Source organism: Streptomyces sp. NPDC104313 (genome assembly GCF_055583985.1).
The window spans coordinates 89,320-114,664 of record NZ_JBVJMW010000013.1 but is presented as its reverse complement, the minus strand read 5'-3'; the positions used below and the strand labels follow the sequence as shown (position 1 = coordinate 114,664).

Below are 25,345 nucleotides of genomic sequence, written 5' to 3'. Positions count from 1 at the left end.
CGGACTTCCCAAAGGGTGGTCCCGCGCCGGTTCATTACTAAGCGGCCGGTCAGTGGGCGAAGGGCTTCGATAGCAGAAGTGGGGAGTTCGTAAGGGCCAGGGGAGGTCATGCTTGCGTACCTTTCGGCGGATGCAGCCGCCCCCCAGGAAGCGAGGGTTGGCCGCCCGCCATGGGTTTCGCTGCTATTTTGCGATGGTGATCAAACTTTGTGCTCGCGCCGTGATCTCCGGATCAGCGAAGGTGAATCGTCCGCCGAGAACTCTGCGAGTCCCGTACATCGGGGTTTCCAGGCTGACGCTTTGCGGCATCTGAAGTTCCCACTCGACATCTTCGAGGTTCAGAGAGTCGGGTGCCATGACCAGGCGGGCAGAGGCCCCAGTGCAGGCGAGCCATGCGGCGCGAGCCTGTTCGGGGCTCTTTCCTCCGTAAAGCCTGCTGGGGTCATGCCGTCCAGCCATGGCGAACATATCGCCGGGCTCGTGGACATTACCTTCCACGGGGACCACTCCCACGATGGAAGTTTGGTCCTGGTCGGGCACCGTGGTGTAGGCAAGAACCACATGGTTGTCCGGCCAAAGGTGCACGATGTGGAATACCGTGACACGGCCGCGCCCCTTTGGGTTTTTGTTCTTGCTCTCGTTCATGTTTCTCCAATCGCAGGCGGCCCCACCAGAATATAGGTGAGGCCACCCACGCCCTACATGATCTTGCTAGACGCTGTGCTCACACGTGGGCAGCGGGTTTCCGCCGCCCCCGTCGTCTCCGCAGGTGTCACCGCAGTCGCTGCGGCTCGCCTGCCACAGCTCCTTGTCTACGTAGTAGCCCGCCGCCTCGATGGCGGCCTCCGTCTTGGGGAGCCACGTCGCGGCGGGCTCGTAGTCCCCGTCCGGGCTGTCACACGGGTTGTGGTGGACCTTGGGCCAGCCGTTCGCGGCGAAAAACTCGTCGTACTGCCGCGTGTACTCCATGAACGCGTGCCAGCCGAGATCCACGAGAGGGCTCATGCCCAGCGACGGGGTGCCAGCCGGCTTCTGAGCGCAGGTCGCCAGATAGGCGAGCGCCTGTTCCGTGATGCGGTCAGCCAAGCCCTCGTCCACCTCGTTGAGCTGGACGACACGATTACTGAGTCGTGCGAAGAAATCGGCCGGTACGAGCGTCCTCGCGGACAGCTCGGCAATTGCAGTTGACATTTCAACACTCCGTTCTCGACGTTGTGTTACGTGTCCTTGCTGACCTTCTCCGGCGGCCTTTGCCGCGCAGGGGAAGGGGTCTGGATAGCCTCCCTCACAGGGGTCGGGCAGGGGTGACATCCCTGTGAGGGAGGCGTGAACCCCGCCCCTGCCGGGGGCCGAGAGGTCCGGGGGGGGACCTCGATCAGCCACATTCGGCAGGGACGGGAGACTAGGGGGCACCTTGACTAGGTGATCGCTCAGCATTCTTGGCAGGCTGCAACAGGTCCTGCATTCGCCGGAACTCAGCAGCAAAAACGTCGAGTTGGGTGGCCATCACGGCAGCTTCCTCCGGGCGGATGTCTCCCAACTCGACCCAGTAGGCGTGTTTCAGGTTGGGGCCGCAGGTATCACAGACCTGCGTTACTCCGATGCCGTCGAGATTGACCCCGAATCTCCGCAGGGCATTGACGAGTTGAACGCCTGCATCGATGGCCTGTTCGCGGTCGACGCTGTCGAAGTAGTCGGGGCCGACTGTGTCGTTTTTGACGAGTCCGTCTTTGGGGGTGTGGCGGACTTTCACGCGGCAGCCGGCTTCCAGGTCTCGACGCGTTCACCGAATTCCAGGAGGGGAACCCCCAAGCCGAAGTCCACGCTAACCATGGCTTCGTTGATGCACTTGAGTTGCGGCGCTGACGTGTAGTTAGGCATCTCGCCCAGCCCGATCCAGCTAAGCCCCTCCAGTACAGGCTTGGCCGGATCGGGAAGGCGGGTCTCGTGGGCCTCATCGACGGTGACAACTCCGCCGTCACATACCCAGATGAACCGGTCCAGGGGTGCGCGGGGAAGACTGGGGACCTGATCCACGGACAGGACGTGGGTAACGGTCCTCGCAACGCCGGTGTCCTTCAGCAGCTCCCGTTCAGCAGCGTCGGAAACGCTTTCACCTTCCCGAATCCCGCCGAGGGAGCCAGGCAGGACCCAGATGTCTTGTGCCACGGGCTTGACCATGAGGATGCGGTTCCGGGGGTCACGGACCAGGACTTGCGCGCCGAAGCTGTGTCTCAGCAAGGGCCTGGTGGGCGCTTCCTCTTCTGCGGTGAGCAGCGCGCCGACAAGGTCGGTCTCGATGGTCTCGGCTTTGGTCATTTCAGAGCCTCCCTAGCAGGGTCAAGGTGATGAGAGCGGTACTCAGTGCCGCAGCCGGGGCTACGAGGAACTTCCAGAGCAGGCCGGACGAATCGGGCCGTCGTGGGTGCGGTGGGGTCACACGTAGCCCCGGTAGGTCGTGGACCGGGCGTTCAGATCGGCTGCGTCTCGACGGGCCAGTTGCTCGGACACCATCCGTTCAACCCGGGCAATGCAGTCGTCGCAAGCGAACATGTCGGCGTCGCCTGCCGCTGTCCGTACGGGACCGAACCACCGGGACCACGTGCACTCTTTGCCGCAGCCCAGCCAGCAGGGACCGAGGATCGATTGAAGAATCATGGTGAGGTTGAGCCGTAGAACTTTTCGGCCGGTCGGAAGATGATCCGGGGGCCGGTCATGACGTAGGGCTGCCGTCCCTCTAGCACCAGGATTCGGCTGCTTGCACCTGCCCCCCGCATATCCACGACGCGGTAGCAGCCCTCATCGAGGGGGAGGTAATCGCCCACCTGCACCTCATAGTGCTGGACCTCCAGCGGCAGTGTCCCCGGGGGGCGGAGGCTTTCCAGGGTGGCACTTGGACGCCCGGCAAAGGACTCCAACTTCTCCGCCAGGCGTGCCGCCGCAACCACGCTGATGTTGCCGGAGACAGAGACCACGGGCAGCCCGCTCACAGAGTCGGGTCGCACTCGTTCGAAGAAGATGTTGCAGCCCCGTAATGCGCGAGTGAGCCGGGTGGCAGTGGCGGTTGCGTCTGCGGCTGTGGGCGCGGCGAGTTCCTGTGGCACCGTCGGCAGCGGGAAGCGGGTCATGTCGGCACTCCTGGTGGGGGCTGTCGTCACGGCGGCAGGTCGCCCTTCGTTCCCACTCGGGCACGGGCTGCCCCGTGACATCACTCTCCCCGTTTCAACGAGCCGGGTACACGAAGGGCGTGTAACCAAATACCCTGAGTGGACAAGCTTTTGAGAGGAGGTCAAGGCGTTGGAGTTGGAGCCAGAGCAGGACGCAATGCCAGCGACACCAGCGGGGATGCTGGCCACCCGTGCCACACGGGCACGGGCTAAGACCGGTCTTTCTTTGCGCGCGGTCGGTGCGAAGATCGGCTACCCGCACACTTACCTCAGCAGGGTCGAACGAGGGGAGCAGCCCCCTTCAGAAGCGCTTGCAGAAGCCATGGACGACTTCTACGGGACAGACGGCCTCTTCGCGGACTTGCTCCGGGTGGTAGTCGCGGCGGAGGTTCCTGTTTACGGCCGTAAGGTCCTGGAACAGGAGACGCGTGCCGCTCGCATCCAAACGTTCAACAGCAGTGTCGTACCCGGGCTGTTGCAGACCGAGGCGTACACCACCGCCTTGTTCACCGAGTCGATGCCGGGCAAGGACGCAGAGAAGGTTGCGCTCCAGGTTGCCATGCGATCACACAGGCGGGCGGTACTGGACTCGGCCACACCCCCGTTCTACTGGGCGATCATGGATGAAGCCGCGTTGCGCCGGCCGGTTGGCGGTTCAGCGGTCATGGTGGAGCAGATCCGGCACATACTTCACGTGATCGAGGCTTCCAGCGCGGTACGGGTGCAGGTGCTCCCCTTTGGGCGTGGAGTGCACCCGCTGTTGGGCGGTAGCTTGAGTTTGCTCACCCTTCGGGATGGCACGAGCTTCGCTTACGTCGAGAGCTTCGCGTCCGGCACGTCGGTTGACGCCCCTTCTGATGTCCTGGACTTGACGACGCTTCTGGACATCACTCGTTCGAAGGCCAATGACAGCGAGGACAGCGTCTCTCTGTTCCGCGAGTATCTGAGAGAGTATGGAAATGATCTTGAGCCCTGATGGAAACGCAGCCGCCCCGATGTGGGTAAAGAGCAGTTACAGCAACGGCCAGGGGGCGGAGTGCGTCGAGTGGGCACCTTCGGTCGCCGCCTCTACAGGCATCGTCCCTGTTCGCGATTCCAAGGCCCCTGAGCGCCCCTCCCTGGCCCTGTCGCGGTCCGCGTGGACTGGTCTGGTGGAGTACGCCAAGGCAGCTACGATCTAGCGCAGAGCAACCAAAGAGGCCCCCTCCGCTCGGAGGGGGCCTCTTTGGTTGCTGGGGGCCGCACGGGACGGCCTACGAGCCTTACGGGACCACGGGGGCGGGCTGGATGACTTCCCAGACTTCGCCCCACGACGATTCCGAGATTGCGGGCAGGAGCAGTTGGAGCTGCTGAGCTACCCACTCATCGCGTGTCGGTCGGCTGTCCTTGGTGTTCTGCGTCTCTGCCATCAGCGTCTCGTTCCTTCTCGTACCGTTGATGTTGACGCGACCCCCCACGGGGTTAGGTGGTGAGGGCCTGCACGTTCCCGCTGTCAGCCAGGTACGCAAGGAGGTCTTGCCGGGTGATGATTCCGGTGGGCTTGCCGTCCACCAGGACCACCGCCGCGTCTCGTCCTTCCAGCGCGGATGCCACCTTCGCCAACGGTTCTGCGGAACCGACGACAGGTAGAGCCGGGCTCATGTGCTTCTCCAGCGGATCGCCCGATCCGGCGCGGTCGGCGTACAGAGCGCGCAGCAGTTCCCGTTCCTCCACGGCTCCGATCACCTCCCCCGCCATCACGTCCGGGTGTCCCGCTCCCGGTGCTACCACCGGCATCTGAGACACCCCGTACTTCCTCAGCACCTCGATCGCGTCGCCAACGGTCTCGGTGGGGTGTACGTGCACGAAGCTCGGGATGCCGTCCGTCTTCTGTGCCAGCACGTCACCCGCCGTGGGCTCTGCGATGGGGTCGCTGAACCCATGTTGCGCCAGCCACTCGTCGTTGAAAATCTTGCTCAGGTAGCCGCGCCCGCTGTCGGGGAGCAGCACCACGACGACGTCCTCGGGACCGAGCCGCCCCGCGACCTCCAGGGCCCCGACGACCGCCATGCCGCAGGAGCCGCCGACGAGCAGCCCCTCCTCCTTGGCGAGCCGCCGCGTCATCTGGAAGGAGTCCTTGTCCGACACCGCGACGATCTCGTCGGTGACGGTGCGGTCGTAGGCGCTGGGCCAGAAGTCCTCGCCGACGCCCTCGACCAGATACGGACGGCCGGAGCCGCCGGAGTAGACCGAGCCCTCCGGGTCCGCGCCGATGACCTGGACCGCGCCCTCGCTGATCTCCTTGAGATAGCGTCCGGTGCCGCTGATCGTGCCGCCGGTGCCGACGCCCGCGACGAAGTGGGTGATCTTCCCCTCCGTCTGCTCCCACAGTTCGGGACCGGTGGTCTCGTAGTGCGAGCGCGGGTTGTTCGGGTTGGAGTACTGGTCGGGCTTCCAGGCGCCCGGCGTCTCGGTGACCAGCCGGTCGGAGACGTTGTAGTACGAGTCCGGGTGCTCGGGGTCAACGGCGGTGGGGCAGACGACGACTTCCGCGCCGTACGCGCGCAGCACGTTGATCTTGTCCGTGGACACCTTGTCCGGGCAGACGAAGATGCACTTGTAGCCCTTCTGCTGGGCGACGATGGCGAGCCCGACGCCGGTGTTGCCGCTGGTCGGCTCGACGATCGTGCCGCCGGGCTTCAGCTCCCCGCTCCGCTCGGCCGCCTCGATCATGCGCAGCGCGATGCGGTCCTTCACCGACCCGCCGGGGTTGAAGTACTCGACCTTGGCCAGGACCGTCGCCTGGATACCTGCCGTGACGTTGCGCAGCCTCACCAGCGGGGTGTTGCCGACAAGACTGATCATCGAATCGTGGAATTGCACCGTGTACTCCGGGATCTCCGAGATGGTCCGGCCCAGAGTATGCGTACGGGACGCACTCCGCGTACGGGAAGGAGTACACCGAGCCCCTGGCGGGGCAAGTAGGTACGTGTACGGCTGTACGGCGAGGAGGAGGTGGACCGGACTGTGTCGAGAGCAAGGGTGGCACGGCGGATCGCGGCGGGCGCGGCCTACGGCGGTGGCAGCATCGGGTTGATCGGTGCGGCGGCCGTGGGCGTGTTCCTGGCGGAGGTCCAGCTCGCGAAGAGGCAGGTGGGCGGGGGGACGGCTCCGGTCCCACCGAGCGCGGACGGGCGGTACGGAGTGGCGTTCGCCGGGCCGAACGACGCGATGCGGCTCGGGATGCTCGGGGACTCGACGGCCGCGGGCCAGGGGGTGCGGCGGGCCGGGCAGACCCCGGGCGCGCTGCTGGCCTCCGGGCTCGCGGCGGTGGCCGAGCGGCCGGTGGACCTGCGGAACGTGGCCCTGCCGGGGGCGCGGTCGGACGATCTGGAGCGGCAGGTGTCGCTGCTGCTGGCGGATCCGGCACGGATCCCGGACGTCTGCGTGATCATGATCGGGGCGAACGACGTTACCCACCGGATGCCCGCGACCCAGTCGGTGCGCTGTCTGACGACGGCGGTGCGCAGGCTGCGGACGGCGGGGGCGGAGGTGGTCGTCGGGACCTGCCCGGACCTGGGCACGATCGAGCCGGTCTACCAGCCGTTGCGCTGGCTGGCCCGGCGGGTGAGCCGGCAGCTGGCGGCGGCGCAGACCATCGGCGCGGTGGAGCAGGGCGGTCGCACGGTGTCGCTGGGTGATCTGCTGGGCCCGGAGTTCGCGGCGAACCCGCGCGAGCTGTTCGGCCCGGACAACTACCACCCCTCCGCCGAGGGTTATGCCACGGCGGCCATGGCGGTACTGCCCACCCTGTGCGCGGTGCTGGGCCTGTGGCCGGAGACCGACCGGCTGGACGGCGGGCGCCGCGAGGACATCCTCCCGGTGGCGAAGGCCGCGTCCCAGGCGGCCCGGGAGGCCGGTACGGAGGTCACGGGGGCGCGCGCTCCCTGGGCCCTCCTCAAGCACCGCCGGCGGCGGCGTCTGCCCGCCTCCACGGAACCCACGCCGCACCCGCACCCGGACGCCGCCCACGGGCACGCATAGGGGCCGGGCACACCGATCGATCCCGAGGGCCCCGGCCGCACCGGCCCGACCGTCGGTGCGGTCGAGCCGCTGCGGTCCGACGGTCCGGTGCGGTCCGACCGGTGCGGCCCGACCGTCCGGTGCGGTCGGACCGGTCCGACTCGACGGAGAGAAGAAGCCTGAGCGAGCGCTTAGAAAAGAGTCCCGCATCACACGGCCCGCCGGGTGACCCCGGCGATACGTCCGGGTAACTTCCAGGGGAGTTCTGCCCGTCCACACAGCCTTCCAGCCCCCTTGGAGCCGCGTGATGCCCGAAGCCGTGATCGTCTCTGCCGCCCGTTCACCGATCGGCCGCGCCTTCAAGGGATCCCTGAAGGACCTGCGCGCGGACGACCTGACCGCCACGATCATCCAGACCGCGCTGGCCAAGGTCCCCGAGCTGGACCCGAAGGACATCGACGACCTGATGCTGGGCTGCGGCCTGCCCGGCGGCGAGCAGGGCAACAACCTCGGCCGCATCATCGCCGTACAGATGGGGATGGACCACCTCCCCGGCTGTACGGTCACCCGCTACTGTTCCTCCTCGCTGCAGACCAGCCGGATGGCGCTGCACGCGATCAAGGCGGGCGAGGGCGACGTCTTCGTGTCGGCCGGTGTCGAGATGGTGTCCCGCTTCGCCAAGGGCAACTCCGACAGCTGGCCCGACACGCACAATCCGCTGTTCGCCCAGGCCGAGGCCCGCACCGCCGCCCGCGCCGAGGAGTCCGGCGCGAGCTGGCACGACCCGCGCGAGGACGGCCTCGTGCCGGACGCGTACATCTCGATGGGGCAGACGGCGGAGAACCTGGCCCGGTCCAAGGGCGTCACCCGCCAGGAGATGGACGAGTTCGGCGTACGGTCGCAGAACCTCGCCGAGGCGGCCCTGAAGAACGGCTTCTGGGAGCGGGAGATCACCCCGGTCACCACCCCCGACGGCACCGTGGTCTCCCAGGACGACGGCCCTCGCGCGGGCGTCACCATGGAGGGCGTGCAGGGCCTGAAGCCGGTCTTCCGCCCCGACGGTCTGGTCACCGCGGGCAACTGCTGCCCGCTCAACGACGGCGCGGCCGCACTGGTGATCATGTCCGACACCAAGGCGCGCGAGCTGGGTCTGACCCCGCTGGCCCGGATCGTCTCCACCGGCGTCAGCGGCCTCTCCCCCGAGATCATGGGGTACGGACCGGTCGAGGCCAGCAAGCAGGCACTGAAGCGGGCCGGCCTGACCATCGACGACATCGACCTCGCCGAGCTCAACGAGGCGTTCGCCGCCCAGGTCATCCCCTCCTACCGGGATCTCGGCCTGCCGCTGGACAAGGTCAACGTCAACGGCGGCGCGATCGCCGTCGGCCACCCCTTCGGCATGACCGGCGCCCGCATCACCGGCACGCTGATCAACAGCCTCCAGTTCCACGACAAGCAGTGGGGCCTGGAGACGATGTGCGTGGGCGGCGGCCAGGGCATGGCGATGGTGATCGAGCGGCTGAGCTGAGACGCGGCGGAGGGCAGGAGCCGCCTGAGCACGAAGGTGGCACCTGCCCCCTGCGGGGGTGGAGCCCGGCGCGACCACCGGCACGAGCGTCTCGGCCGACCCCGCCGAGCTCCGACCGTGACCGAATCTCCCCCAGGATGTGATCTGCATCCGGGGGAGATTCGTTTCCGCAGGTCACCGCCGATACGGGGCTAAACATCGGACCGAAAGACCTGTCCATTTCGTGACGTAATGCACTGACAGCGCGTACCGGTACAGGCCAAGCTGATGTAGGAAGTCGGGGGTATCGATAGAAAGCGGGAGTATGTCAGTGAGCGCCATGTCATTTGCCCTGTTGCTGACCACCGCCGCTGCCACGGCCGTCGGCGCCGCCGCACTGCACGCCGCTCACGGGCTGCGCAAGCAGGTCGCGGCGCTGCGCACGGAGCTGGCCGCCGGTCACGCCCTCAGCGCTTCCGTGCCACCACAGAGCCGCAGTACGGCCACTCCCGCCGAGGAGATACGCGCGGCCGTCGCCGAAGCACTCGCCGAGGAGCGCGAGCGTGAGCTGGCCGAGGCGCGCGCCTTCTGGGCCGCCCAGGAAGCCCGTGACGCCGCCGACGCCCCGTCCCTGCTGGGCGGCCTGTCCGGCCTCGGCGACGACGCCCCGTACTACCTGCCCCGGCAGGCCGACTTCGCCGGTCTGGAGTCGATGGACCTCGAAGCGGCCGAGGCGATGGAAGAGCTCGCGGAGCTGAGCGAGCGGACCCTCGCGGAGCACGAGATCGGTGAGCTGACCGACCTCCCGGAGATCGCGGAGTTCCCCGAGGACTCCCCCGAGCTGGCCGCCGCCCGCCGCCGCCACCCCTCGCACCCCGACTTCATCCCCGCACAGATACCGGTGGTCACCGACCACGAGCGCACGGTGAACCGGCTGGAGGAGCTGGCGGACACCGCGACCGAGCTGACCGACGTGCGGCCCGGCCCGCTGGGCACGCTCGACGTGTACGTCTTCGCCGACGGCACCACGCTCTGCATGACCCCCGGTCACCGCGAGACCGCCGAGCGCCTCGCCGACGCCCTGCGGGCGGGCCGGCAACCGGTGCTGCTGGGCGGCTCGGGCGTCTCGGGCGCCTACGCGCTGACCTTCTCCTGCGGCGAGGACAACGTGTACATCCTCGCCGACCGCGTCATCGCCTCTTTCTGACCGGGATCCACCCCGTACCGCTCCGGCTCCCCGGGCGCGGGCCGCTCACGCGAAAGCCCGCGCCGCCGCTTCCCCGACATACCGCACGGCCTCGTCCAGCTCCTGGGACGGGGCCGTTTCCAGTGCCACGGCCAGGTCCCGCCCCGCGACGGCGAGTTGGTCGCCCACCGCGAACATCCCGGCGTCCGGCAGCTCACGCGGCTCGGCGGCCGGGTTCTCCAGGCGCTGGGCCCTGGCGGCGAGCTCGCGGGCCGCGGTCAGCGCCTCGGCCGCCGCACCACGCTGGAGGCGGCTCTGCGGGGCGGAGCGCAGCCGGTCGGCGAAACGGTCCACGGCCAGGATCAGGGGCGTCATATCGAGCACCCGGCCGACCCTACGCGGCCTTCCCGCCCGGCCGCCAACGCCCCGGGGGCCAGGAGCCCCATCGCGGGGCCATGGGAAAGGGAACGGCGGCGGAACGCAGAACGGCCCGCGGGCGCGAGGCCTGCGGGCCGTTCCGGTGTCGCGGGTACTGCTGGTGCTACGGGTGCTCTGCGGTCGGTCAGTCGTCGCCGCTGAGGATCGCGACCAGGCGCAGCATCTCGATGTAGATCCACACCAGGGTCACGGTGAGGCCGAAGGCCGCCAGCCAGGACTCCTCGCGCGGAGCGCCGTACGCGATGCCGTCCTCGACCTGCTTGAAGTTCAGGGCGAGGATGCACGCGCCGATGACGATGGCCACGATGCCGAAGATGATGCCGAGCGCACCGCTGCGGAATCCGAGGCCGTCACCGCCGCCGAACACGGCGAACAGGAGGTTGACCATCATCAGCAGGGTGAAGCCGATGGCGGCCGCCATCACGAAGCCGTAGAAGCGGCGCGTGACCCGGATCAGTCCGGTGCGGTAGGCGATCAGCACACCGGCGAAGACCGCCATGGTGCCGATCACCGCCTGCATCGCGGCGCCGGGAGCCCAGTAGACGCTGACGATGTTGCTGATGACGCCGAGGAAGACACCCTCGAACGCGGCGTACGTCAGGATCAGCGGCGGCGAGGGCCGACGCTTGAACGAGTTCACCATCGACAGCACGAAGCCGATGATCGCGGCGCCGATGGCGACGCCGATCGCCGTGCCGACGTTCTCCTTGTCGACCGGCAGCGTCCACCAGGCGGCGGTCGCGGCGACGATCACGGTGCCGAGCGTCATCGCCGTACGCGTCACCACGTCGTCGATGGTCATCACGTCGGGACGGGCGGGCGCCTGCGGGGCGCCCTGGATGTCCGTCTGCGCGTAGGGGTTGGTGGCGTACGGGTTGGCGGCGGTGCCCTGCGCGTACGGGTTGGCACCCGTCGCGGTGGCCCCGGCCTGCGGCGTCGCGTTGAAGCCCGCGTGGCCGTTGTCGCGGCTGAACCCCCGTCGCGAGAAGACCGGGTTGCTGCTCCTCATCTCACTCCTCCATGGCCACACTGCGTGGCCTTGGCACAAGAGTAATGGGTGGGCAAAAGAATCACCCCAGTGCCAGGGGAGGATCTTTGCGCCGGCCCGCGTCGGGGCTCCCGAGCGGCCGGGAGGACCGGCGTACGAAGCCGGGGTCACGGGGCGCACAGGCGGCCCGGCTCACAGGACCGGACGCCGGTCACGGCCTGGGCCGTCCGGGTCACGGTCCGGGCCGTCCGGGTCACGCTCTGTGTGGCGCGTGGTGCCCGGAGCCGGACTCGAACCGGCACGCCCCCGAGGGGCAGCGAGGTTTAAGCTCGCCGTGTCTACGTTCCACCATCCGGGCGTGCCGCGCGGCTCCGCTTTTGGCTACCGACCATAGCCGGGGACCTCCCTCGACCAGCGGAACAGTGGCGCGATGTTGTCTTATTTTATTGACCGCTTGAGGGTCCGTCAGGACATCCGGCCCGCGCTGACCACATACCCGCGGCCGATCTTGGGCAGTCCGCGCGCCGCACGGGAATGACGGAAAGTCGCCGCACTCGTACAGCCCAACGCGCCAGGTCCGCGCCAGGCTTCGCCAGGGCATCCGCCACCCTCGGGTCCGACGCCGATCCGGCCCCGGGTCCGGCATCGCTCCGGGAGGGTCCGCCCGCCGTCCGTGCCGCTCCCCGCCCGCGTCCCCGCGCACTCACGGTGGGTGACCACGAAGCGGTGGCCACGACTCCGGTCAGGGTCGGTGTCATACCCGAGGAGGACGGATCCACGCCCTCGATGCGACTCAAGACGGCCACCCGAACGGGCATCGGGAGTGACGACCGGGCGCGATCGGGACGTAACGATGGAGTAAGTCCCCGGGGTACGGCTCAGCGCCCGCCCCAGCACGGCCCATGCGTCCGCGTCACCCGAACCAGGAGCGTCCCTGTGACCACCACCCCCACCGTTCACCGCGCCACCACGGTGGCTGCCCGCGCCACGGAGCTGTCGAAGGTCTACGGCGAGGGCGAGACGCAGGTCGTCGCCCTGGACCGGGTGACCGTGGACTTCCCGCAGGGCGAGTTCACGGCGATCATGGGCCCCTCGGGCTCCGGCAAGTCGACGCTGATGCACTGCGTCGCCGGGCTCGACAGCTTCAGCAGCGGTTCGGTGCGCATCGGCGAGACCGAGCTGTCCACGCTGAAGGACAAGCAGCTCACGCAGTTGCGCCGGGACAAGATCGGCTTCATCTTCCAGGCGTTCAACCTGCTGCCGACGCTCACCGCGCTGGAGAACATCACCCTGCCGATGGACATCGCGGGCCGCAGGCCCGACGCCGCGTGGCTGCAGAAGGTGATCGACATGGTGGGGCTCTCGGAGCGGCTGAAGCACCGCCCGACCGAGCTCTCCGGCGGTCAGCAGCAGCGTGTCGCCGTGGCCCGCGCCCTGGCCTCGCAGCCCGAGATCATCTTCGGTGACGAGCCGACCGGGAACCTGGACTCCCGCTCCGGCGCCGAGGTCCTCGGCTTCCTGCGCAACTCGGTGCGCGAGCTGGGCCAGACCGTGGTGATGGTGACGCACGACCCGGTCGCCGCCTCCTACGCGGACCGGGTCATCTTCCTCGCGGACGGCGCGGTCGTCGACCAGATGATGCACCCGACCGCCGACGGGGTCCTCGACCGGATGAAGGCGTTCGACGCGAAGGGCCGCACGAGCTGACGCCGTCGGCGGTCGGCCGACACCGCCGCCGCACCGGCTGACGCGGGCGCCGGCCACTGCCCGGCCGCCGCCCCGCGCCCCTGTCCCCCTTCCGGAACCCATCCCAGGACACACAGACATGTTCCGTACCGCCCTGCGCAATGTGCTCGCGCACAAGGCCAGGCTGCTGATGACCGTGCTCGCCGTCATGCTCGGCGTAGCGTTCGTCTCCGGCACCCTCGTCTTCACCGACACCCTCGGCAACGCCTTCCGCAACCAGTCCGCCAAGAGCTACGACAACGTCGCCGTCGCCGTGGAGACGTACGCCGGCGGGCGCGACGAGAAGACCCCCGGCATCGACGAGGCCACCCTGGAGAAGATCCGGGGCCTGGACGGCGTGGCCTCCGCCACCGGCCGGGTCTCCGGCTTCGCCGGGGTCGCCGACCCGGACGGCAAGCTGATCGGCAACGGCTGGTCCAACACCGGCGCGAACTTCGCCCCCGGCAAGGACGGCAAGGACGCGAGTTACGTCTTCACCGACGGCTCGGGCCCGGCGAAGAACGGCTCGGTCGCGCTGGACAAGGACACCGCGAGCAAGGGCGAGTACCGCGTCGGCGACCCGGTGCGGGTCGCGACCAACGGCCCGGTGAAGGAGTACACCCTCTCGGGGATCTTCACCACCGAGGACGGCGCGGTCAACGCGGGCGGCAGCCTCGTGCTGTTCGACACCACGACCGCCCAGAAGCTCTTCGTGAAGCCCGGCGTCTTCCAGAACGCCACCGTCAGCGCGGCGGGCGGCGTCTCCGACCAGAAGCTGCTGGGCGCGATCAAGCCGCTGCTGCCCAAGGACGCCACCGCGCAGACCGGCAAGGCGCTGGCGGACCGGCAGGCGAAGGACATCGAGAGCGGGCTGGCCGGCCTCAACGGCATGCTGCTGGCCTTCGCGGGCATCGCCCTGTTCGTCGGCATCTTCCTCATCGCCAACACCTTCACCATGCTGATCGCCCAGCGGACCCGTGAGCTGGCCCTGATGCGGGCCATCGGCGCCACCCGCCGCCAGATCAAGCGCTCGGTGCTGCTGGAGGCCGGGGTCGTCGGTACGCTCGCCTCCGTCATCGGCTTCGTCCTCGGCCTCGGCCTCGCCACCGGTCTGCGCTCCGCGATGGGCCTCCTGGGCGGCAAGATCCCCGCCGGCCCGCTGATCGTCTCGCCGACCGCCGTCGGCTCCGCCTTCGCGGTCGGCATCCTGATCACCGTGCTGGCCGCCTGGCTGCCCGCCCGCCGGGCCGCGAAGATCGCCCCGGTGGCCGCGATGAGCAGCGTGCACGCCACCGCCTCCACCAAGTCCCTGGTCGTACGGAACTCCATCGGCGGCGTGATCGCCCTGATCGGCGCCGCCGGGATCGTCGGCGGCGCGGGAACCGGCGGCACGTCCGGCCGGCAGCTGGTCGCGGGCGGCGCGTTCTTCGCCCTGATCGGCGTCATCGTCCTGATCCCGCTGCTCTCGCGCCCGGTCATCGCGCTGGTCCGGCCGCTGCTGAAGAAGCTGTTCGGCGTCTCCGGCAAGCTGGCCTCGCAGAACGCGGTCCGCAACCCGCGGCGTACCGGGGCCACCGCCTCCGCGCTGGCCATCGGGCTGACCCTGGTCACCGGCATCTCGGTGCTCGGCGTCACGCTCGGCCAGGCCATCGACAAGATGACCACGGACAACATCAAGGCCGACTACATGGTCTCGATGGCCAGCGGCGACATGCTCGACGAGTCCGCGCTCAAGGCCCTGGAGAAGGCCGACGGCATCTCCGCGCTCTCCCCGCAGCAGTCGGCCTGGTTCGAGGTCGACGGGGAGTACCACTCGGCCTCCGGCGTCACCCCGGGCGAGGTGGAGAAGGTCTTCTCGCTGACGATCGAGTCCGGTTCGCTGGCCACGCTGAAGGAGGGCCAGGTCGCGGTCGGCTCCAAGACCGCGAAGTCGAACGGCTGGAAGACCGGCGACACGCTCCCGGTGAAGTTCGAGGACGAGAAGAAGGGCGAGCTGACGATCGGGGCGCTCTACAAGGAGAACGAGTTCCTTTCGCCCTTCGTGATCCCCAAGGAGCTGGCGGACCAGCACAGCACCACCTCCCACCCCGAGATCCGGGAGATCTGGATCAAGGCGGAGGGCGGCGCGAGCGCGGCCAACGAGCAGTCGATCGTGGACGCGCTCGGCGACAACCCGGCGATGAGCGTCATGGACCAGCGGGACATCCGTGACACGTTCGGCGGCTTCATCAACACCGCCCTGAACATCATGTACGGGCTGCTCGCCATGGCCCTGCTGATCGCGGTCCTCGGGGTCGTCAACACCCTCGCGATGTCGGTCTTCGAGCGGCAGCAGGAGATCGGCATGCTCCGCGCGATCGGTCTCGACCGCACTCGCGTCAAGCGGATGATCCGTCTGGAGGCCGTCGTCATCTCGCTCTTCGGCGCGGTGATCGGGGTCGGCCTCGGGGTCTTCCTCGGCTGGGCGATCGGCCAGACCCTGTCCGCCGACATCCCCGGCTACGCCCTGGTCATCCCGTGGGACCGGCTCGGCCTCTTCCTGCTCCTGGCCGGCCTGGTGGGCGTCCTCGCCTCGCTGTGGCCCGCCCGCAGCGCCGCGAAGCTCAACATGCTGACGGCGATCAAGACCGAGTAGCCCTGGTCCGGAAGGCCCGTACGTGGGTACGGCGAGGGGCCGGTGCACCGCTCTCCAGCGGTGGGCCGGCCCCTCGCCGTATGCGTACGGCCACGGGTCAGGCGCCCGTGCCCTCCGTCCAGGCGCGGGCGCGCAGCGGCATCCGGGAGCCGTCGTCCAGCGGGCGCACCGCGAGGATCTGGTTGACGCCGATCCTGTTGTTCTCGAAGGAGAGCGCCGAGGCGGCCATGTACAGCCGCCAGACCCTGGCCCGGCCCGGGGAGGTGGCGCGGACCGCCCGCTCCCAGTGCTGCTCCAGGTTGGCCACCCACCGGCGCAGGGTCAGCGCGTAGTGCTCGCGCAGCGCCTCGACGTCCCGGGCCTCGAAGCCGGCCCCCTCCAGGGTGGCCAGGGTGCGGGCGAGCGGGGCCAGTTCGCCGTCGGGGAAGACGTAGGCGTCGATGAACGCGTCGATGCGGTAGGCGTCCTCGTCCCCCTCGGGGCGGCGGGCGATCTGGTGGTTGAGGAGTCGGCCGCCGGGCTTCAGGAGTGCGTAGAGGTCCTCCGCGTACTCCCGGTAGCGAACCGATCCGACGTGCTCGGCCATGCCGATCGAGGAGATCGCGTCGTACGGGCCGTCGCGGACGTCCCGGTAGTCCTGGACCCGGATCTCGATCCGGTCGGTCAGGCCCTCCTCGGCGATCCGCTTGCGGGCGTGGGCGGCCTGCTCCTGGGAGAGGGTGACGCCGGTGACCCGCGCCCCGTACGTACGGGCGGCGTGGATGGCCATGGAGCCCCAGCCGCAGCCGACGTCCAGGAGCCGGTCGCCCTCCTTCAGGCCGAGCTTGCGGCAGACCAGGTCGAGCTTGTCCCGCTGGGCGTCCTCCAGGGTCTCCCCGTCCCGCCAGTAGGCGCAGGAGTAGACCATGGAGGGGCCGAGCACCAGGGCGTAGAAGTCGTTTCCGACGTCGTAGTGGTGGCTGATGGCCTCCTTGTCGCGGCGTCTGGTGTGCAGCGGGCCGGTGCGGCGGCGCACCTCCTCGGCGGGCGGGGCCGGGGGCGGCCAGGGGCCGGCGAGGTCGAGGAGGCCGCGGGCGAAGGCGCGGACCTTGGGGTCGCGGACCGGGTGGACGGAATCCTTGGCGTCGGCGCCTCGGTCCCAGAGCAGCCCGGCCAGATGGCCGAGCGCTTCGTACAGATCGCCCTCGATGTCGATCTCCCCGGCCACCCAGGCGCGGGCCAGGCCCAGTTCGCCCGGCTTCCACAGGAACCGGCGCAGGGCGCGGCGGTGGCGGATCACGAGGACCGGGGCGCCGGGCGGCCCCGATTCGCTGCCGTCCCAGGCCCGGATGCGGACCGGCAACGGTTCCGAGAGCAACTCTTCGGCAAGAGCGGTCAGCCGCGACGCGGCGTCTGCCATGGCGCACACCTCCGTGGTGTTTCCCCGACAAGCACAACAAGCACAAGGCGAACAGACATGCTCGTAGCCCCGCCGCGACACCCCGGGTGACGTGGCGAGGTACACCTGCGTCAACTCTCCCCGCACTCTCCGTCATCCCGCTACCCGGCAACGAAACGGCAAAGCCCATGTATGCGCCATCCACATGGACGGGAACAGGCCACGGCCCGCCGTCGGGCCCCGGCCCGGGCCGGGGCCCGGATACGCCGAAGGGGCCGTCCGCACCACGGATGGCGGACGGCCCCTTCGGGCGTCGTACGGTGCGCTCCCCGCGGAGCACTTCACCGGGAGGTCAGGAGGCCTTGGCCTTCTCGCCCTCGGGCTTGGCCGCGGCCGGAGCCGGGGCCGGCTTCGCGGCCTCGTAGAACTCCTCGCGCGGCGTCTCCATGGCGCCGAGGGAGACGACCTCGCGCTTGAGGAACATCGCCAGCGTCCAGTCGGCGAAGATCCGGATCTTGCGGTTCCAGGTCGGCATGGCCAAGCCGTGGTAGCCGCGGTGCATGTACCAGGCGAGACGGCCCTTGAGCTTGATCTTCACCTTGCCGATGACGATCATCGCGACGCCCTTGTGCAGGCCGAGACCGGCGACCGCACCCTTGTTGGCGTGGCTGTACTCCTTCTGCGGGAAGCCCCGCATGCCGGAGATCACGTTGTCACCGAGGACCTTCGCCTGACGCAGCGCGTGCTGGGCGTTGGGCGGGCACCAGGCGTTCGGGTTGCCGGCGCGGCGGCCGATCATGTCCGGCACCTGGGCGTTGTCGCCCGCGGCCCAGACGTAGTCGGTGCCCTGCACCTGGAGCTTCTCGGAGGTGTCCACGTGACCGCGGGGGCCGAGCGGCAGGCCGAAGCGGGCCAGCGCCGGGTTCGGCTTCACACCGGCGGTCCACACGATGGTGCTGGAGTCGACCTCCAGGCCGTTCTTCAGCACCACGTGGCCGTCGACGCAGGAGTCCATCGAGGTGGAGAGGTAGATCTCCACGCCGCGGCTCTCCAGGTGCTCCTTGCCGTAGGCGCCCAGCTTCGGGCCGACCTCGGGAAGGATCTTGTCGGCGGCGTCGACGAGGATGAAGCGCATGTCCTCGCGCTTCACGTTGGTGTAGTACTTCGCCGCGTCGCGGGCCATGTCCTCGACCTCGCCGATGGTCTCCGCGCCGGCGAAGCCGCCGCCCACGAAGACGAACGTCAGCGCCTTGCGGCGGACGTCCTCGTCGGTCGTGGAGTCGGCCTTGTCCAGCTGCTCCAGGACGTGGTTGCGCAGACCGATGGACTCCTCGATGCCCTTCATGCCGATGCCCTGCTCGGCGAGGCCGGGGATCGGGAAGGTACGGGAGACCGCGCCCATCGCGATGACCAGGTAGTCGAAGGGCAGCTCGTAGGCCTCGCCGACGAGCGGCGCGACCGTGGCGACCTTGCGGTCCTGATCGATGGTCGTGACACGACCGGTGAGAACCTCGGCCTTGGGCAGCACACGTCGCAGCGGGACGACGACATGCCGAGGCGAGATGCTGCCGGCAGCAGCTTCGGGGAGGAAGGGCTGGTACGTCATGTACGACCGCGGGTCGACGACCGTGACGGTCGCCTCTCCGTATCGCATCTTCTTCAGAATGCGACGAGCTGCGTACAGGCCTACGTACCCACCGCCTACAACGAGGATCCTGGGACGCTCCGTGGTGCTCATGCCATCGAGTATCCACCCCACCCCAGGGGGGTGCTCGTGAGCCCCTTCACAAGGATTGACCAACCCTCTGCTACACTTCGCCGCCCACGTGACCCAGGTCATGGGCACGAAAGGGAACCACAGCACCGCGGAAAACGTTGTTCACCGCTTGTGAGCTGGCCCTTGCCCCTTCGGGAGGGGTGGACCACCCCTCCCCTTCATACGGACGCAACACTCCCGGAACGTGTGCGCGGCACCTCCGGGGCGACCAGTTCCGGCCTGATGGGCCCCAACTGCGACCAACAGGGCCCCATTCCTTGTGAAGAAGTTCACGAACTTTCTCGCGGCGTGTCCCCGAAGCGTCCCCCGGACGGGCCGGAGAAGCCGGCTCATGGCTCAACGGCGCAGGTGACGAGGCGATTGAGCGGGCAGCCCGAGGGCTGCCCGCCCGGCTACGCGGCGCTCCAGGCGATGCCGTCGAGGATGTCGTGCTCACTGACGACGACCTCGTGGGCTCCCGTCCGCTCCATCACGGCGAGCAGGACGAGCGCCCCCGCGCCGATCACGTCGGCCCGGCCCGGGTGCATCACGGGGATCGCGGCGCGTTCCTCGTGGGTGGAGCGGAGCAGGTGCTCGGTGATCGCGCGGACCTGGCCGCGGGTGACCCGGGAGTGGTGGATGGCCCCGGAGTCGTACTCCGGCAGTTCCAGCGCGATCCCGGCGAGGGTGGTGACGGTGCCCGCCAGGCCGACGAGCGTACCGGCCCCGGTGAGCGGCACGGTCTGCTCGACGAGGTCGAGTGCGGCGTCGACGTCCGCCCGGATCGCCGCGGCCCGTTCGTGGCTGGGCGGGTCCATGACGGTCCCGTCCACGACCAGGTGACGCTCCGTCATCCGTACGCAGCCGATGTCCACGGACCGGGCCGCCTCCACCCGGACCGAACCGAGGACGAACTCGGTGGAGCCGCCGCCGATGTCGACGACCAGATACGGCCTGTCCAGGTGGTCGCTGCCCGCCAGCTCCTTGGTGGCCCCGTCGAAGGAGAGCTGCGCCTCCTGGTCGCCGGTGATCACCTCGGGCTCGACGCCGAGGATGTCCCGGACCCCGGCCACGAAGTCGGCGCTGTTCTCCGCGTCGCGGGAGGCGGAGGTGGCGACGAAGCGAATCCGTTCGGCGCCCAGCTCCTCGATGGCCGCCGCGTACGCGCGGCAGGCGGCGAACGTCCGCTCCAGTGCCTCGGGGGCGAGCCGGCCGGTCCTGTCCACGCCCTGGCCCAGGCGGACGATCGTCATGCGCCGGTCCAGCTCGGTGAAGGAGCCGGTGGCGGGGTCCACGTCGGCGACCAGGAGCCGGATGGAGTTCGTGCCGCAGTCGACGGCGGCGACCCGGGTCATGCGCGCTTCCCGTCGGCGGGGCCGTCCAGGGGGCGGAAGGCGAAGTGACCGCCGTCGCCCTCCTCCACCGTCCAGCCGTCGCCCTCGCCCGTCGGCGTGCACGGCGTGACGCAGGGGCCCTTGGCCCACCACTCGGGCAGCATCGCGATGGCCTCGTCGCCCAGCGGGTTCACCCCGGGGCCGGCGGCCAGCGAGTGGCCGACCAGGACGTGCAGGCACTTCACCCGGTCCGGCATGCCGCCCGCGCTCGGGAAGCCCTCCAGGACCTCGATGGCATCGCGGCGGGTGATGTAGTCCTCGTGCGCGGCCCGGTAGGCGCCGGCCAGCTCGGGGTCGGTCTCCAGACGGGCCGTCATCTCCCTCATGACCCCGTTGGCCTCCAGCGTGCCGATCGCCGAGGCCGCCCGGGGGCAGGTCAGGTAGTACGTCGTCGGGAACGGCGTGCCGTCCTCCAGACGGGGCTGGGTCTCCACCACGTCCGGGTTGCCGCACGGGCAGCGGTGCGCGATGGCACGCAGACCGCGCGGCGGGCGGCCGAGCTGCTGCTCGAACGCGGCGATGTCCGCGTCGGTGGGCTGGGTGGACTCGGTCTGCGGAGGGGGCGTTTCCATGCCTGCCTTGGTTCTGCTCGGAAGCTCGTGGAGGTGGAGGTGGAGGTGGAGGTGGAGGTGGAGGTGAAGGTGGGGATGGAGGTGTGGGCCGGTCAGTCGCGGTCGGCCCGGTCGGCGCTGTCCACGCCGTCCCAGAGGTTCGCGTGCCACGGGCGGTCGCTCGCGCCCGGCTCACCGCGGCGGTCCTGGGCCGCGTCGGGGTCGGCCACGGTGTAACCGGTCTCCCCGGGGAGGACGTAATGGAGGTGCTGGCGGGCCAGCCGCATGATGTACGCGTCGTCCTGGAGCCGCGCCTTCTCGTCCCGCAGCTCCTCGGTGCGCCGCTCCGCCTGCTGCGAGAGCCGCTCCTGCTCGGCGATCTCGTCGCGCTGGGAGACGTACTGCCGCATCGGGTAGGCGAGCGCCACGACCATGGAGCAGACCACCAGCGCCAGGAACGCGGCCCGGCCGGTGAGCCGGGAGCGGCGGGCCTGCCGGCGGTTCTGGGATCGGTACACGCGGGCCGCGGTCTGCTCGCCGAGCAGCCGCAGCCTGGTCGCGGTGGAGAACCGGTCGCGGTCCTTCCCGGCCATGTCTCCCGCCTCCCCGTTACGCACGTCCGTCCCCACACACGGTACGGGACCGGGTGCGGGGACGGGCGGAGGCTACCGTCTTGACGCTACGGGTCAGCCCTTGAAGCGCGGGAAGGCGGAACGGCCCGCGTACACCGCGGCGTCGTCGAGGATCTCCTCGATGCGCAGCAGCTGGTTGTACTTGGCGACACGGTCCGAACGGGCCGGGGCGCCGGTCTTGATCTGGCCGCAGTTCACGGCGACGGCGAGGTCGGCGATGGTGACGTCCTCGGTCTCGCCGGAGCGGTGCGACATCATGCACTTGAAGCCGTTGCGCTGGGCCAGCTCGACGGCGTCCAGGGTCTCGGTCAGCGAACCGATCTGGTTGACCTTCACGAGCAGGGCGTTGGCGGAGCCCTCCTCGATGCCGCGGGCCAGACGCTCGGGGTTGGTGACGAAGAGGTCGTCGCCGACGATCTGGACCTTGGCGCCGATGCGGTCGGTGATGACCTTCCAGCCGGCCCAGTCGTCCTCGTACAGCGGGTCCTCGATGGAGACCAGCGGGTACGCGGAGACGAGCTCCTCGTAGTACTCGGTCATCTCGGCGGCCGAGCGGGACTTGCCCTCGAACTCGTAGACGCCGTCCTTGTAGAACTCGGACGCGGCGACGTCGAGCGCGAGCGCCACGTCACGGCCCGGGACGTAGCCGGCCTCCTTGATGGCCTCGACGATGAGGTCCAGGGCGGCGCGGTTGGACTCCAGGTTCGGGGCGAAGCCGCCCTCGTCGCCGAGTCCGGTGGACAGGCCCTTGGTCTTGAGGACCTTCTTGAGCGTGTGGTAGATCTCCGCGCCCCAGCGCAGGGCCTCGGAGAAGGACTCCGCGCCGATCGGCGCGATCATGAACTCCTGGATGTCCACGTTGGAGTCGGCGTGCGAGCCGCCGTTCAGGATGTTCATCATCGGAACGGGCAGCAGGTGCGCGTTCGGGCCGCCGAGGTAGCGGAAGAGCGGCAGGTCGGACGCCTCGGAGGCGGCGTGCGCGACGGCCAGCGAGACGCCGAGGATGGCGTTCGCGCCGAGCGAGGCCTTGTTCTCGGTGGCGTCCAGGTCGAACATCGCCTGGTCGATGAGGCGCTGCTCGGTGGCGTCGTACCCGACGAGCTCCGGGCCGATCTGCTCGATGACGGCGAGGACGGCCTTCTCGACGCCCTTGCCCTGGTAGCGGTTGGGGTCACCGTCGCGAAGCTCAACAGCCTCGAACGCGCCGGTGGAGGCGCCGGACGGAACGGCAGCACGGCCCGTGCTGCCGTCGTCGAGGCCAACCTCGACCTCGACCGTGGGGTTGCCCCGGGAGTCGAGGATTTCCCTGGCTACGACGACGTCGATGGACGGCACGAGGCATCTCCTTCTGGGATCTGACACTGGTTGTGCAGGGTCACTGCGGCCTTGCGACACGAGCCTATCGGGCCCGGCCCCGTCGGCCGGCCGACCGCCCGCCTCCTGGGACGAAAAAGAACCCAGGGACCTGCATCACGGGACAAAACTCTAGAAATCTACCGACCGGTAACAACAAGAGGTGAACGAACGCGGGCCCGTCGGCGCCCGCCTCTCACGAAGAACCCGGCCCGGCGCGCCGGGGGGACGGGCGCGCCGGGCCGGGAAGCCGTGCGGGGAGAAGTGCCGCCGGACGCTTCTCCCCCGGAGAGGAGAGACGGCGGGTTACTTCAGGTGGAGCTGCTGACCCGGGAAGATCAGGTCCGCGTCCTTGACGATGTCGCCGTTGAGGTCGAAGAGCTTGCTCCAGCCACCCTTGACGTCTTCCGCCTGGGCGATGCTGCTCAGGGTGTCGCCGGCCTCGACCTTGTACTCGCCGTCGCCCTTCTGGACCTTCTCGCCGGTCGGGGTGGTGACGGTCTTCTTGCTCTCGGCCTGCGGAGCGGTGCGCTGCTCGGAGCGCGTGGTGGGCTGCTCGGCCTGCCGCTCGGGCTGCGCCTGCGCGGGCTTGCTCTCGCCGGAGCCGGAGCCGGTGTTCACGCCCGGGTCCACACCGTCGTTGGTGAGGCCGCCGGCGCCGGCGCAGGCCCAGGCACCCGGGCCCTGGATGTCGAGAAGCTTCTCGGCGGTGGCGATCTGCTGGTCCTTGGAGGCCAGGTCGGCGCGCGAGGCGTACTGCGTACCGCCGGCGGCGGCCCAGCTGGACTGCGAGAACTGCAGTCCGCCGTAGTAGCCGTTGCCGGTGTTGATGGACCAGTTGCCGCCGGACTCGCACTGGGCGACGGCGTCCCAGGTCTCGACGGAGGCGGCGGAAGCGCTGGTCGCACCCAGCAGCGGGACGGCGACGGCGGCACTGGTGACACCCGCGAGGGTGGCGATACGGGTGGCCTTGGACGGGCGGCGGTGCTTGCCCTTGCTGTTCAGCAGCATGGAACGAATCTCCTCACCGACGCCTACGAGGTGAGCTGTCGGGTTCGGGCTGATGAGTTGCCCGGTCGCGTGGTACTGCTCGCGACTTCACCCCTAGCCGGTCCCGTACATCCCCGTCGGTTCGACGAGGCGTCCGGACCCGGCGGCCTACCTGGGTCCCCCGCTCCTGCCTACGGCGCTTACGCGTCTGTTCCCTTCGACCGACGGCAGGATTCGGCGTGACGGTCGACGGGGCCCGCGGTGCGAGCGGCTCCGACCGTAAACACAGGGAACCCCGACATTCAAAGATGGACATAGGGGGCAATCGACTCGAACTCACGGCGACCTGCGGGCCGTTTCCGCAGGTGGGGGGCGATACAGCCGGACCGGCCTGACGGAATACGCCAGTTGAGGCAAAGAGATCCATGTCTCACTTACGCAAAAGCGGACATAGGCCTCTTAACTGCCCCGATTTTCGAGGTGTTCCCCCGCATTCGATCAGTCGCCGGCGGGCACCTCGGCGCCCGCCGGCGCGGCCTGGTCCGCGCCCTTGCCCGCGGCCTTGCCCGCGCCCTGGTCCAGGCCGAGGTCCAGGTTCTGGCCGGGCAGGATCAGGTCCGGGTCGGGGCCCAGGAGGTCTTTGTTCGTCTCGTACAGACCGGTCCAGCCGCCGGGGAGCTCCTGGGCGTCGGCGATCGCCCAGAGGTTGTCCCCGGGCCGCACCGTGTACCCGTCGGCGGTCGCCGCGCCGCCGTCCCGCGCGTCGCCGTCGCCGCGCGAGGCGTGCCGGCCGGACTCGCGGGGGCCGTCCTCCTGGCCCGCGCCGGCCTCCTCGGGCGCGGGGGCGCCCCGGTGCTTACCCCCCTCGCCGTCCTCGCCCGTAGAGGCGTCGGGCGCCGTGGACGGGTTCGAGGCATCGGGGGCGTCGGAGACCGGCGGGGCGGAGGGCGTCACCGAGGAGTCGGGGGCCCCACTCCCCTTCTCCGCACCACCACCGCCACTGCCCGCCTCGTCGCCCTTCCCGCCCTTGCCGGATCCATCGGCTTCTCCGGACTTACCACCCTTGCCGGATTCGCCGGTCGTATCCGCTTCGTCGGTCGGGGTGGCCGTCGGGTCCGCCGAGGGATCGGCGGACGGGTCCGTGGACGGGTCCGTGGACGGCGAGGTGCCCGGGTCGACGCCGGGCAGACTGCCGTCCACCGCGAGGCCGGAGATCACCGCACAGCTGGGCCACGCCTTCGGGCCCTGGTCGTCCAGGACCTTCTCGGCGACGGAGATCTGCTGCGAACGGCTGGCGAGGTCGGCCCGGGGCGCGAAGGCGGTGCCGCCGTACGCCGACCAGGTCTCCTGCGTGAACTGGAGCCCGCCGTAATGGGCGTTGCCGAGATCGGCGCTCCACATGCCGCCGCTCTCGCACTCCGCCACCCGGTCCCAGGTGGTGGCCTCGGCCGCGTGCGCACCGCCGGCGCCGAGCAGCGGGATGGCGATGGCCGATCCCGTCACCCCTGCGGCGACGATGATGGCGGGTGCCTGACGAGGGCGGCGGTGTCTGCCGTTCGCGGAGCCCATGGGTATGCCTTCCGTGCGACTGACAAGCGAGTGGCCTGAGCGCCGCGCAGCGGTCTTCGTGCCTGCTTCGGCGC

The 25,345-nt window shown here is 69.5% G+C and carries 23 protein-coding genes, 1 tRNA gene and 1 riboswitch; of the genes, 7 read left to right on the top strand and 17 right to left on the bottom strand.

Annotation, left to right across the window (positions count from 1 at the left end):
- Window positions 1–183: 183 nt before the first annotated feature.
- From ACZ60Q_RS27100 to ACZ60Q_RS27080, 5 genes are all read right to left on the bottom strand, one after another.
- The gene (locus tag ACZ60Q_RS27100; protein ID WP_469639753.1) at window positions 184–645 is read right to left on the bottom strand and encodes a hypothetical protein; all 462 of its coding nucleotides are present in this window, start codon (window positions 643–645) and stop codon (window positions 184–186) included.
- 66 nt (window positions 646–711) lie between these two features.
- Window positions 712–1,191: a glycine-rich domain-containing protein gene (locus tag ACZ60Q_RS27095; RefSeq protein WP_469639751.1), complete on the bottom strand. Its 480-nt coding sequence runs from the start codon at window positions 1,189–1,191 to the stop codon at window positions 712–714.
- Window positions 1,192–1,402: 211 nt separating this feature from the next.
- Window positions 1,403–1,753, bottom strand: a complete 351-nt coding sequence (locus ACZ60Q_RS27090; RefSeq protein ID WP_469639749.1) for a hypothetical protein — start codon at window positions 1,751–1,753, stop codon at window positions 1,403–1,405.
- Window positions 1,750–2,319 (bottom strand): NUDIX domain-containing protein, encoded by a 570-nt coding sequence (locus ACZ60Q_RS27085; RefSeq protein ID WP_469639747.1) that lies wholly within the window; start codon window positions 2,317–2,319, stop codon window positions 1,750–1,752. The genes ACZ60Q_RS27090 and ACZ60Q_RS27085 overlap by 4 nt, the downstream gene beginning before the upstream one ends.
- Window positions 2,320–2,654: 335 nt before the next feature.
- Complete coding sequence (locus tag ACZ60Q_RS27080) at window positions 2,655–3,128, bottom strand: hypothetical protein (protein ID WP_469639745.1); 474 nt, start codon at window positions 3,126–3,128, stop codon at window positions 2,655–2,657.
- Between the two features lie 196 nt (window positions 3,129–3,324).
- On the opposite strand from ACZ60Q_RS27080, the gene ACZ60Q_RS27075 reads away from it, so the two are divergent.
- Both ACZ60Q_RS27075 and ACZ60Q_RS27070 read left to right on the top strand, forming a co-directional pair.
- A complete protein-coding gene (locus ACZ60Q_RS27075) occupies window positions 3,325–4,143 on the top strand; it encodes a helix-turn-helix domain-containing protein (RefSeq protein ID WP_469639991.1) in 819 nt (272 codons plus the stop codon).
- Entirely contained in the window at window positions 4,121–4,348 is a 228-nt protein-coding gene (locus tag ACZ60Q_RS27070) for a DUF397 domain-containing protein (RefSeq protein ID WP_469639744.1), read from the top strand. The genes ACZ60Q_RS27075 and ACZ60Q_RS27070 overlap by 23 nt, the downstream gene beginning before the upstream one ends.
- Before the next feature lie 280 nt (window positions 4,349–4,628).
- Here the strand turns inward: ACZ60Q_RS27070 and ACZ60Q_RS27065 are convergent, their stop codons facing one another.
- Window positions 4,629–6,029 (bottom strand): cystathionine beta-synthase, encoded by a 1,401-nt coding sequence (locus ACZ60Q_RS27065; protein WP_469639740.1) that lies wholly within the window; start codon window positions 6,027–6,029, stop codon window positions 4,629–4,631.
- A gap of 159 nt (window positions 6,030–6,188) precedes the next feature.
- On the opposite strand from ACZ60Q_RS27065, the gene ACZ60Q_RS27060 reads away from it, so the two are divergent.
- From ACZ60Q_RS27060 to ACZ60Q_RS27050, 3 genes are all read left to right on the top strand, one after another.
- The gene (locus tag ACZ60Q_RS27060; RefSeq protein WP_469639990.1) at window positions 6,189–7,190 is read left to right on the top strand and encodes an SGNH/GDSL hydrolase family protein; all 1,002 of its coding nucleotides are present in this window, start codon (window positions 6,189–6,191) and stop codon (window positions 7,188–7,190) included.
- Between the two features lie 286 nt (window positions 7,191–7,476).
- Window positions 7,477–8,697 carry an acetyl-CoA C-acetyltransferase gene (locus tag ACZ60Q_RS27055; RefSeq protein ID WP_469639738.1) on the top strand — a complete coding sequence of 407 codons (1,221 nt, stop codon included), beginning with the start codon at window positions 7,477–7,479 and terminating at the stop codon, window positions 8,695–8,697.
- A 334-nt stretch (window positions 8,698–9,031) separates the two neighbouring features.
- Complete coding sequence (locus ACZ60Q_RS27050) at window positions 9,032–9,883, top strand: hypothetical protein (protein ID WP_469639988.1); 852 nt, start codon at window positions 9,032–9,034, stop codon at window positions 9,881–9,883.
- Between the two features lie 45 nt (window positions 9,884–9,928).
- Here ACZ60Q_RS27050 and ACZ60Q_RS27045 read toward each other — a convergent pair whose 3' ends face one another.
- The 3 genes from ACZ60Q_RS27045 to ACZ60Q_RS27035 form a co-directional block, all read right to left on the bottom strand.
- The gene (locus ACZ60Q_RS27045) at window positions 9,929–10,246 is read right to left on the bottom strand and encodes a hypothetical protein (RefSeq protein WP_469639737.1); all 318 of its coding nucleotides are present in this window, start codon (window positions 10,244–10,246) and stop codon (window positions 9,929–9,931) included.
- A 178-nt stretch (window positions 10,247–10,424) separates the two neighbouring features.
- Window positions 10,425–11,309 (bottom strand): Bax inhibitor-1/YccA family protein, encoded by an 885-nt coding sequence (locus ACZ60Q_RS27040; protein WP_469639735.1) that lies wholly within the window; start codon window positions 11,307–11,309, stop codon window positions 10,425–10,427.
- 251 nt (window positions 11,310–11,560) lie between these two features.
- Window positions 11,561–11,646: transfer RNA gene (locus ACZ60Q_RS27035), tRNA-Leu, on the bottom strand.
- A 578-nt stretch (window positions 11,647–12,224) separates the two neighbouring features.
- On the opposite strand from ACZ60Q_RS27035, the gene ACZ60Q_RS27030 reads away from it, so the two are divergent.
- Both ACZ60Q_RS27030 and ACZ60Q_RS27025 read left to right on the top strand, forming a co-directional pair.
- Window positions 12,225–12,995, top strand: coding sequence for an ABC transporter ATP-binding protein (locus ACZ60Q_RS27030; RefSeq protein WP_469639733.1), 771 nt, complete (start codon window positions 12,225–12,227; stop codon window positions 12,993–12,995).
- Window positions 12,996–13,113: 118 nt separating this feature from the next.
- Window positions 13,114–15,648, top strand: coding sequence for an ABC transporter permease (locus tag ACZ60Q_RS27025; RefSeq protein WP_469639731.1), 2,535 nt, complete (start codon window positions 13,114–13,116; stop codon window positions 15,646–15,648).
- Between the two features lie 97 nt (window positions 15,649–15,745).
- On the opposite strand, the gene ACZ60Q_RS27020 is transcribed toward ACZ60Q_RS27025, so the two are convergent.
- From ACZ60Q_RS27020 to ACZ60Q_RS26985, 8 genes are all read right to left on the bottom strand, one after another.
- A complete protein-coding gene (locus ACZ60Q_RS27020; protein ID WP_469639729.1) occupies window positions 15,746–17,047 on the bottom strand; it encodes a class I SAM-dependent methyltransferase in 1,302 nt (433 codons plus the stop codon).
- 331 nt (window positions 17,048–17,378) lie between these two features.
- Window positions 17,379–18,764, bottom strand: a complete 1,386-nt coding sequence (locus ACZ60Q_RS27015) for an NAD(P)/FAD-dependent oxidoreductase (protein ID WP_469639727.1) — start codon at window positions 18,762–18,764, stop codon at window positions 17,379–17,381.
- Window positions 18,765–19,195: 431 nt separating this feature from the next.
- Window positions 19,196–20,137: a Ppx/GppA phosphatase family protein gene (locus ACZ60Q_RS27010; RefSeq protein WP_469639725.1), complete on the bottom strand. Its 942-nt coding sequence runs from the start codon at window positions 20,135–20,137 to the stop codon at window positions 19,196–19,198.
- Window positions 20,134–20,748 carry a DUF501 domain-containing protein gene (locus ACZ60Q_RS27005; protein WP_469639723.1) on the bottom strand — a complete coding sequence of 205 codons (615 nt, stop codon included), beginning with the start codon at window positions 20,746–20,748 and terminating at the stop codon, window positions 20,134–20,136. Before ACZ60Q_RS27005 ends, ACZ60Q_RS27010 begins: the two co-directional genes overlap by 4 nt.
- A gap of 92 nt (window positions 20,749–20,840) precedes the next feature.
- Window positions 20,841–21,320, bottom strand: coding sequence for an FtsB family cell division protein (locus ACZ60Q_RS27000; protein ID WP_469639722.1), 480 nt, complete (start codon window positions 21,318–21,320; stop codon window positions 20,841–20,843).
- Between the two features lie 93 nt (window positions 21,321–21,413).
- Window positions 21,414–22,694: a phosphopyruvate hydratase gene (eno, locus tag ACZ60Q_RS26995; protein WP_398360480.1), complete on the bottom strand. Its 1,281-nt coding sequence runs from the start codon at window positions 22,692–22,694 to the stop codon at window positions 21,414–21,416.
- A gap of 324 nt (window positions 22,695–23,018) precedes the next feature.
- Complete coding sequence (locus tag ACZ60Q_RS26990; protein ID WP_469639720.1) at window positions 23,019–23,723, bottom strand: transglycosylase family protein; 705 nt, start codon at window positions 23,721–23,723, stop codon at window positions 23,019–23,021.
- A gap of 5 nt (window positions 23,724–23,728) precedes the next feature.
- Window positions 23,729–23,911, bottom strand: a riboswitch (cyclic di-AMP (ydaO/yuaA leader).
- A 289-nt stretch (window positions 23,912–24,200) separates the two neighbouring features.
- Window positions 24,201–25,271, bottom strand: a complete 1,071-nt coding sequence (locus tag ACZ60Q_RS26985) for a transglycosylase family protein (RefSeq protein ID WP_469639718.1) — start codon at window positions 25,269–25,271, stop codon at window positions 24,201–24,203.
- Window positions 25,272–25,345 lie beyond the last annotated feature (74 nt).

Coding starts and splice junctions, on each gene's coding strand:
- ACZ60Q_RS27070 (WP_469639744.1), top strand. CDS start 4,121: ATGGAAATGATCTTGAGCCCTGATGGAAACGCAGCCGCCCCGATGTGG.
- ACZ60Q_RS27095 (WP_469639751.1), bottom strand. CDS start 1,191: ATGTCAACTGCAATTGCCGAGCTGTCCGCGAGGACGCTCGTACCGGCC.
- ACZ60Q_RS27010 (WP_469639725.1), bottom strand. CDS start 20,137: ATGACCCGGGTCGCCGCCGTCGACTGCGGCACGAACTCCATCCGGCTC.
- ACZ60Q_RS27040 (WP_469639735.1), bottom strand. CDS start 11,309: ATGAGGAGCAGCAACCCGGTCTTCTCGCGACGGGGGTTCAGCCGCGAC.
- ACZ60Q_RS27005 (WP_469639723.1), bottom strand. CDS start 20,748: ATGGAAACGCCCCCTCCGCAGACCGAGTCCACCCAGCCCACCGACGCG.
- ACZ60Q_RS26985 (WP_469639718.1), bottom strand. CDS start 25,271: ATGGGCTCCGCGAACGGCAGACACCGCCGCCCTCGTCAGGCACCCGCC.
- ACZ60Q_RS27085 (WP_469639747.1), bottom strand. CDS start 2,319: ATGACCAAAGCCGAGACCATCGAGACCGACCTTGTCGGCGCGCTGCTC.
- ACZ60Q_RS27020 (WP_469639729.1), bottom strand. CDS start 17,047: ATGGCAGACGCCGCGTCGCGGCTGACCGCTCTTGCCGAAGAGTTGCTC.
- ACZ60Q_RS27080 (WP_469639745.1), bottom strand. CDS start 3,128: ATGACCCGCTTCCCGCTGCCGACGGTGCCACAGGAACTCGCCGCGCCC.
- ACZ60Q_RS27025 (WP_469639731.1), top strand. CDS start 13,114: ATGTTCCGTACCGCCCTGCGCAATGTGCTCGCGCACAAGGCCAGGCTG.
- ACZ60Q_RS26990 (WP_469639720.1), bottom strand. CDS start 23,723: ATGCTGCTGAACAGCAAGGGCAAGCACCGCCGCCCGTCCAAGGCCACC.
- ACZ60Q_RS27075 (WP_469639991.1), top strand. CDS start 3,325: ATGCCAGCGACACCAGCGGGGATGCTGGCCACCCGTGCCACACGGGCA.
- ACZ60Q_RS27015 (WP_469639727.1), bottom strand. CDS start 18,764: ATGAGCACCACGGAGCGTCCCAGGATCCTCGTTGTAGGCGGTGGGTAC.
- ACZ60Q_RS27100 (WP_469639753.1), bottom strand. CDS start 645: ATGAACGAGAGCAAGAACAAAAACCCAAAGGGGCGCGGCCGTGTCACG.
- ACZ60Q_RS27000 (WP_469639722.1), bottom strand. CDS start 21,320: ATGGCCGGGAAGGACCGCGACCGGTTCTCCACCGCGACCAGGCTGCGG.
- ACZ60Q_RS27055 (WP_469639738.1), top strand. CDS start 7,477: ATGCCCGAAGCCGTGATCGTCTCTGCCGCCCGTTCACCGATCGGCCGC.